The organism is Pandoraea cepalis (genome assembly GCF_902459665.1).
In the GTDB taxonomy this organism is placed as follows: domain Bacteria; phylum Pseudomonadota; class Gammaproteobacteria; order Burkholderiales; family Burkholderiaceae; genus Pandoraea; species Pandoraea cepalis.
The window spans coordinates 1-1819 of record NZ_CABPSL010000044.1; the positions used below are offsets into that span (position 1 = coordinate 1).

General features: G+C 53.2%; 1 tRNA gene and 1 rRNA gene. Both read left to right on the forward strand.

Features of this window, described 5'->3' with window-relative positions:
* Positions 1 to 144 precede the first annotated feature (144 nt).
* Positions 145 to 1677, forward strand: a 16S ribosomal RNA gene (locus tag PCE31106_RS23835).
* A gap of 64 nt (positions 1678 to 1741) precedes the next feature.
* A tRNA-Ile gene (locus PCE31106_RS23840) sits at positions 1742 to 1818 on the forward strand.
* The last annotated feature ends 1 nt before the right edge of the window (position 1819 follow it).

Genomic DNA, 1819 nt, shown 5'->3' on the forward strand with positions numbered 1-1819 from the left:
GTGCGTCTGCTTCGGCAGATAAGCTTTAAATTTATTGAGGCTCACATAAGTAATAGGTAAGTTAAGTAATTAACTTGTCAGCATACTTTGAGAGCGACCGGTTCGAGTGATTTATCACGAAAAACCGAAAACAGTAACAGGTTTAAACTGAAGAGTTTGATCCTGGCTCAGATTGAACGCTGGCGGCATGCCTTACACATGCAAGTCGAACGGCAGCACGGGTGCTTGCACCTGGTGGCGAGTGGCGAACGGGTGAGTAATACATCGGAATGTACCTTGTAGTGGGGGATAGCTCGGCGAAAGCCGGATTAATACCGCATACGCTCTGAGGAGGAAAGCGGGGGACCTTCGGGCCTCGCGCTACAAGAGCAGCCGATGTCAGATTAGCTAGTTGGTGGGGTAAAAGCTCACCAAGGCGACGATCTGTAGCTGGTCTGAGAGGACGACCAGCCACACTGGGACTGAGACACGGCCCAGACTCCTACGGGAGGCAGCAGTGGGGAATTTTGGACAATGGGCGAAAGCCTGATCCAGCAATGCCGCGTGTGTGAAGAAGGCCTTCGGGTTGTAAAGCACTTTTGTCCGGAAAGAAATCCTCTGGGTTAATACCTCGGGGGGATGACGGTACCGGAAGAATAAGCACCGGCTAACTACGTGCCAGCAGCCGCGGTAATACGTAGGGTGCAAGCGTTAATCGGAATTACTGGGCGTAAAGCGTGCGCAGGCGGTTTTGTAAGACGGATGTGAAATCCCCGGGCTTAACCTGGGAACTGCATTCGTGACTGCAAGGCTAGAGTATGGCAGAGGGGGGTAGAATTCCACGTGTAGCAGTGAAATGCGTAGAGATGTGGAGGAATACCGATGGCGAAGGCAGCCCCCTGGGCCAATACTGACGCTCATGCACGAAAGCGTGGGGAGCAAACAGGATTAGATACCCTGGTAGTCCACGCCCTAAACGATGTCAACTAGTTGTTGGGGATTCATTTCCTTAGTAACGAAGCTAACGCGTGAAGTTGACCGCCTGGGGAGTACGGTCGCAAGATTAAAACTCAAAGGAATTGACGGGGACCCGCACAAGCGGTGGATGATGTGGATTAATTCGATGCAACGCGAAAAACCTTACCTACCCTTGACATGTACGGAATCCTGCTGAGAGGTGGGAGTGCTCGAAAGAGAACCGTAACACAGGTGCTGCATGGCTGTCGTCAGCTCGTGTCGTGAGATGTTGGGTTAAGTCCCGCAACGAGCGCAACCCTTGTCCTTAGTTGCTACGCAAGAGCACTCTAGGGAGACTGCCGGTGACAAACCGGAGGAAGGTGGGGATGACGTCAAGTCCTCATGGCCCTTATGGGTAGGGCTTCACACGTCATACAATGGTCGGTACAGAGGGCTGCCAAACCGCGAGGTGGAGCTAACCCCAGAAAACCGATCGTAGTCCGGATCGCAGTCTGCAACTCGACTGCGTGAAGCTGGAATCGCTAGTAATCGCGGATCAGCATGTCGCGGTGAATACGTTCCCGGGTCTTGTACACACCGCCCGTCACACCATGGGAGTGGGTTTTGCCAGAAGTAGGTAGCCTAACCGTAAGGAGGGCGCTTACCACGGCAGGATTCATGACTGGGGTGAAGTCGTAACAAGGTAGCCGTAGGGGAACCTGCGGCTGGATCACCTCCTTTCTAGAGCATGCACTGGAAGTTGAGTGTTCACGCTTATCGGTTGTTGACTGCGTAGATCTAAGTCGGGTCTGTAGCTCAGGTGGTTAGAGCACCGTCTTGATAAGGCGGGGGTCGAAGGTTCAAGTCCTTCCAGACCCACCAA